Below are 6,434 nucleotides of genomic sequence, written 5' to 3' on the forward strand. Positions count from 1 at the left end.
AGATAATAGAATACTTGCTTTAATTAAATATCACTTTTTAGGATATTTATTCTCTAAGTAGTTAACAGATTGTTTGATTAGCTTCTTTAATATTTCTAAATCTATGTCATCTAGTTTATTAATATAAACACAAGCTTTACCTGTTGTATGTTTCCCAAAAAGCTCTAGTAATTCTTCTCGTTCTTTTTCACCCAGATTAAAATATAAACTAATTTTTGCTTTACGAGGTGAAAACCCTACAAGTGGTGCATCTCCTACGTGCCCAGATTCATATATGTAATGGTAAGAACCGAACCCAATAATACTAGGCCCCCACATTTTGGCCGGAAAACCTGTCACTTCCGTGAAGATATCTAATAAGTCATATGCATCTTTACGCTTTTTGATATTTTCGACTCTTTCGATAAATTCAATGACACTACTATCAGTTTCTTTCGTCTTCAGTTCATACATTTATGCATCCTCCTTTTACTATTATTTTTATAGAAATATTATCTTCCGCTTCATTTATTTACCAATGTTATATTAACTATACTGAAAATCGAAGAATTTTGAAAGCTAAATGAGTGTTTCGCAAACAAAAAGAGTCGTTTCACAAATAAACTCCCAATGAGTTAATCCATTCTTATGGAAAAGCATGGAATAGAATGAGGGCTGTCACAAAAGTCACTTTTATGACAGCCCTTTTCATTTTTACATGCACATTAAATGTACGTGTTTGTTATTTAGTAACAACTTTTATGACAGTTGATTCACTATTGTTTCCAGCCTTGTCTTTAGCCACAACATTTAGGCTTGTGCCTGCCTTTTGGGCTTTAATCTTCACAGTGAACTTCCCTTTTGAATTTGCTTTTGCTTCCCCTAATAATGTTTTCCCGTTATAAACTTGTACAGTAGCATCTTTTTCAGTTGTACCTGTAACTGATTTAGATTTTGCTGTTACTTTATCTACTTTAGGAGCTTCAGGTGCAGTGAAATCTGGCATGTTTGTTAAAGAAGGCAGACCAGAGATATAACCAATACCGCCTGTTTTATTAATACCAATTTGTTCGTCAACAGCTTTAAGTAAATCATCTTTATTAACAGCTGTAATTGACTTAGCATCTACCTCATCACCAGGATGCTGGAAATTGCTGAAAATGTATGAGAATCCATTGCGGTCGTCAGCAGCAAATAATCCAGTTGCTTCCGCTCCTGCTGGAACAGATAAGACACGATCTAATTCTTTCGTATCAACATTATAAGCCCAAACGTAGTTATTTGTGTGAGCCCCACTATCTTCACCAATAAAGAGTGTTCTCATTGATTCAGAGTAACTTAAGTTATCTGGATTGGCTACTTTATCTACATTTGCAGTGTTTCCAAATGAATCAGCTTCTTTTAAATCTTCACCAACAACTAATCCAGACATTGATGGTGCTACATAAGAGCTATTAATAGCCTTTCCTTCGCTATCCTTTTGGCCACCTTGCAAATCTAATTGATATGTTACACCGGATTTAATTTTCGGTAATTGAATATGGTCTACTGGGTCTTTTCCTGTTGAATCTTTTTCCATAGCCTTACTTTGATCGGAAATTGCAATATATACTTTTTTATCCTTTTCGTTTAGTGCTACACCTTCCATTTTGTTAAATTCTGTAGTCGCACCAAGAATGGCAGCGTAACGGCGAGTTTCAAGGAAGGCTGCTGCTTTTTCTTTGCCAGGTTTAAGTTTTAGGTACTCAACTTTTCCTTCATTTGCGTATGTTTTAATAGCTGTAAAACCTTCTTTAGGCGCATCTGAAGTTTCAAAAATATCATTGAATGTAATCCCACTATCAATAATATTTTTTACTTCTCTATCGGTTGCATGTCCTAAATTAATCCATTGTAAATCGCCTGAGCCACCGTTTTCAGTACCTGTTTGTTTAAATGTTGCGGCATATAGTGTACCTGATGATAAATCTTTTTCTTTGTCAGCCACATACATAAACATTCCTGTATTACCGCCATCATCCCCGTAAAATACAGTTTTGTTATCAGGCATGACTTTAGCTAACTCATGAGAGAAACGTCCTGTACTGTAATGTTTTACAACTGATGTTTTCCCGTTCTTTTCTACTGTAATTTCAGGAGTGTACCCATAAAAATAAGGATTCGCCTTTGCTTTATCTCCAAAATAAAATTGAGCGAATGTTTCAACTTGACTTCTTACTTTCGAAGTTGAATCTAAGAAAAGACGTGCATCTGGTTCGTACTCTTCAGAACCTAAATGTGTATTCCAAGGAGATAATGATCCGTTACATGGAATCCAAAGTCCATTTACTGCTGAAAAATCAATTTTTTCTACTTTTACAGGTTTCAGTTCACCTGTTTTTTTGTCCTGTTCCAACTCAGTTAAAGACATAGATGCAGGAACTAAACCGTATGCTGATTTACCAGCAGCATCAATGGTTTGATATTCATAATGTGTAACCATATAAAGTTTGCCGTTAATGGGCAGCATTAAGCTGTTTGAATCCGGAGCATCGGAGACAAAGTATTTTCCGTCTGCGCTGCTTGGATCCTTAATTGGATTTCCTTTTACATCAATTGGTGTACCTGCAGGGATTTTTTCCCCTTTAACAGTTGCTACCTTATCTTCCGATTTAAATAGGTAGTTGTAGGACAACGGAAATGTTTTTACTTTTCCATTGCTATATTTCACATCAACTGTTGCGGTTGTATACGTTTTTACCATTTCTTCAATAGTAGATGGTGCTTTCATTCCATTAAATTTAACAGCTTCTATTGTTATATTTTTCTGAGCATTCACTGCTGTCGGTGATAATGCTGGGACTGTAATAGCTAGAGCAAGTGCTAAAGTAGCACCTTTTTTCACAAGTTTGTTATTAATCATCTAATAATCCCCCTAGTAGTAGAATCTTTGGTGCAATTCTATTAAACTGTATGAATGTTAATGTATTGTTGATTTTATTTTTATTTTTTATATACATTTGATGAACTAGGGGCTCTTTTTTGTAACATTCCATGAAAATAATGGAAAGATATTGAGTTAATAAGCTTGACTCCTAAAGTTATGGATGAAATTTGCCTCTAAAAACTTATACATAAATTCACCATCTAAGAAACACTTTCTGGAAGCCTAATAAAATCTAAAGGGGAATCAATTTGATATTTTATAGTGTAAATAAAAATAAAAACCTCATTAAGCTATGATACGGTTCCCCGCATTGTAACTAAATGAGGTTTTCAGTTTGATGTCTACTAAATGTTACTAACAAGAAAAAAGTCCAGTCATGTCTTATTACCCCCAGTTGCTGCCAACTCTAACTTTTCACTTCTTTTTAGCTTCATATACTTTCAGCAGCTTACCTTTTATAGTTGTGTCCTTCATCTTTTTCAACACAATCGGACCTTTATCGTTTAATATTTCAACATAAGAAGCAGTATCTAATATTGTAATGATACCAATGTCCTCCACTGATACTCCGTTAATTTTTGCAATCGTTCCAACAAAATCTACCGCTCTAAGCTTCTTTTTCTTCCCACCATTAAAGTACAACTTCATGATTTGCTTGTTTAATTTTTCACTTTTTGCTTTTTTAATGGTTGGTTCAACATTCATTTTTGCTTCAAAGAAAGGTTTCTTATCTGAAACTTCCTCTTTTGAAGGAGCGACCATTTTCGGAATCTCAAAACCAATGTATTCTTCAATTTCACTTAAAAACCGATCTTCAAAAGGTGTAACAAAAGTGATGGCTTTCCCCTTTTGACCCGCTCGTCCTGTTCTTCCCGTACGATGGACATAGCTTTCTTTCTCTAATGGAAGGTCATAGTTGATGACATGTGTAATATTATCAATATCAATCCCTCTAGCGGCTACATCCGTAGCAATCAAATAGCGAAATTCTCCTCTTCTAAAGTCATTCATCACGTCAAGCCGATCCTCTTGTATCATGCCGCCATGGATTTTATCACAGCTATAACCTAAATCCACTAACTGATCACACACAGTATCTACTCGATCTTTTGTTCGACAGAAGATGATGCAACTATCTGGATTTTCAACTATCGTCACATCTTTAAGCATAGAAAATTTATCGTCTTCTGCCACTTCAAAAAGAGAATGATCAATTGTATCAGTCGTGAGTCCCGTCGCTTTAATTTCAATATCGATAGGTGTTTTCATATAGTTAAGTGAGAGGTTTTTGACCTCCTCTGGTAAAGTAGCTGAAAATAGCATTGTCACTCGTTTTCGAGGTAACTCCTTGATGATGGCTTCTACTTGTTCAATAAACCCCATGTTTAACATCTCGTCAGCTTCATCAATAACAAGGTAGTGAATCTGATCTAAGGCCAGAGTACCTCTTTCAATATGATCTAACACACGGCCTGGAGTACCGACAACTACATGTGTTTTTTGCTTTAATTCTGTTTTTTGGATGGCAAAAGGTTGTTTTCCATAAACAGCTGTTGCTTTTATCCGTTTAAATCTGCCTATGTTTATGAAATCCTCTTTCACTTGCACAGCAAGTTCTCTCGTTGGTGTCAAAATTAGCGCTTGTGGTTTATTTTCCTTCCAATCAATTAATTCACAAATGGGAATCCCGTATGAAGCTGTCTTCCCACTTCCTGTTTGTGATTTCACGACAAGATCCATTTTCTCTAACACAAGAGGGATAACCTTACTTTGAACGGCTGTTGGATTTAAATTTTCTAAACTATCCAGCGCGTTTACTATTTATCACTTAATTTATAATCTTTAAAACTTTCTTTACACATAACTAAGCCTCTTTTTATTTTGGATTATTTACCTTATTATTTCCGCCAAGTTTTTTACCCTATTCAACCTACCATTATACGCGAACTTCACCTTGTAAATAAGTCAGTGCTTGAATTAATAAAAAATGACCTGCCCTTTGGGCAAGTCAAGTGCTGCCTACTTCAAGAGACCGGCTAGCTCCTGAAATTTTGGGGTAATTATAAAAAGTGACTCTCTTTTTCCATAAGTTTGGACGATCTCGTTTGTAAAAAATACAAGGTGATTGTTTAATATACTCAACCTCTGTTTGGATAAAAACGGAAGTCGTATTCCTATTTGCAGAAAAACAAACCTTATGGTGTAAATATTGTTATTAAATTGTGGAGGTAAAATAGAAAAAGGAACAAACCCTATTGGATCCGTTCCTCTATCACTGTTTAATTTATGATTCTTTCATTGCAGGTTTCCCCGCTTCGATTAATACTTTGTTTCTGCCTAAAAGAATCGCTAAAATAATAATGAATACACCGGTTCCTATTAGTAGCCATTCAATTTTGATTATATCTGCGATTGGGCCGAATATTAGCATTCCGAGCGGCATCATCGAGGTTGAGATCATTCCCATTACGCCAAAAACTCTGCCTAAATAATCTTCATCGACTTTCTCCTGTAACAAAACGGTAGCTGGTGTATTAAAAATTGGCATGGCAATTCCGAATATAGCCATGAAAACTAAATAAATCCAAAAAATCGGAACGATGCCAAGTGCGAATGTACAGACTCCCATAATCACACTTGCCAATCCCAATGTCTTCATTTTATTTGGAAAGCCTCCCCAAGAAGCAATGATTCCTCCACCTACCATCATACCAATGGAAAAGGCTATTTCAATTGCGGTTAGTCGCCACACATCATTGCCAAAGCTACGTGTCACTTGTAGTGGAGTCAAAAATGCTGCAGGTGCCATCAAGACAAAGAAGACGGCAAAGAATAAGAAAAAATTCTTCAGAAACTCATGGTTATTCACATATTGTAAGCCTAGTTTAAAGTCGCTCATATAGCTTGTTGTTTGTTTTTCCGCCGCCTTCTCATGTACAGAAATTTTTAAAAAGGCAAGAAGTGTCACAATCGCAATCGCTGCCGTAATGACATCGATAAAAAATATGATTTCAATCGAAGTCATTGCCAGTAGAGCTGCACTGACCATTGGAGATACGAACATAATAACGGCTTGAATACTTCCATTTGCTCCGTTTACTTTAGTCAGCTTATCCTTTGGAACAATTTGCGGTAAGATCGCCCCAACAGCAGGTGTTTGTATTCCTGTACCAAAAGCCCGAACTGCCGCCATCAAAAATAACAGCCATATGTCATCAAATCCCATTAAAAAGAGAATAGCAAGAATGAGTGTAGCTATGGCGATGAGTCCATCCGCTAAAATAATCAGCATTTTACGGTTGTAGCGATCCGCCCAAACCCCCGCAATCGGAGATAAAAGAAAAGTCGGAATAAAACCGCAAATGATATACAGCGTCATCATCACACCAGATTCCGTCGTAAGCGTTATATGCCACATGATTGCATATTGAACCAGGGACGATCCAAAAAGTGAGATTGTTTGGCTGCTTAAAAATAGAATAATATTCTTTAACCAATTCTCCTTAAGATTGTTATTTTCTGTATTCAT

3 protein-coding genes and 1 pseudogene are annotated in these 6,434 nt (G+C 35.9%); all 4 read right to left on the reverse strand.

Translation table 11 applies throughout. The features are described 5' to 3' along the window. Positions 1–30: 30 nt before the first annotated feature. A complete protein-coding gene (locus tag V7149_RS20570; protein WP_335347460.1) occupies positions 31–453 on the reverse strand; it encodes a DUF1801 domain-containing protein in 423 nt (140 codons plus the stop codon). Positions 454–721: 268 nt separating this feature from the next. Beyond that, complete coding sequence (locus tag V7149_RS20575) at positions 722–2,881, reverse strand: Ig-like domain-containing protein (protein WP_335347461.1); 2,160 nt, start codon at positions 2,879–2,881, stop codon at positions 722–724. A 438-nt stretch (positions 2,882–3,319) separates the two neighbouring features. After that, positions 3,320–4,767: pseudogene (locus V7149_RS20580) on the reverse strand (DEAD/DEAH box helicase). A gap of 422 nt (positions 4,768–5,189) precedes the next feature. Further along, a complete protein-coding gene (locus V7149_RS20585) occupies positions 5,190–6,434 on the reverse strand; it encodes an MFS transporter (RefSeq protein WP_335347462.1) in 1,245 nt (414 codons plus the stop codon).

The organism is Bacillus sp. JJ1503 (assembly GCF_036965125.1).
Lineage (GTDB): Bacteria > Bacillota > Bacilli > Bacillales > Cytobacillaceae > Cytobacillus.

What these genes read in the sequence shown, in the direction of transcription:
- V7149_RS20575 (WP_335347461.1), bottom strand. Translation starts at nt 2,881, where the DNA reads ATGATTAATAACAAACTTGTGAAAAAAGGTGCTACTTTAGCACTTGCT.
- V7149_RS20570 (WP_335347460.1), bottom strand. Translation starts at nt 453, where the DNA reads ATGTATGAACTGAAGACGAAAGAAACTGATAGTAGTGTCATTGAATTT.
- V7149_RS20585 (WP_335347462.1), bottom strand. Translation starts at nt 6,434, where the DNA reads ATGAATACAGAAAATAACAATCTTAAGGAGAATTGGTTAAAGAATATT.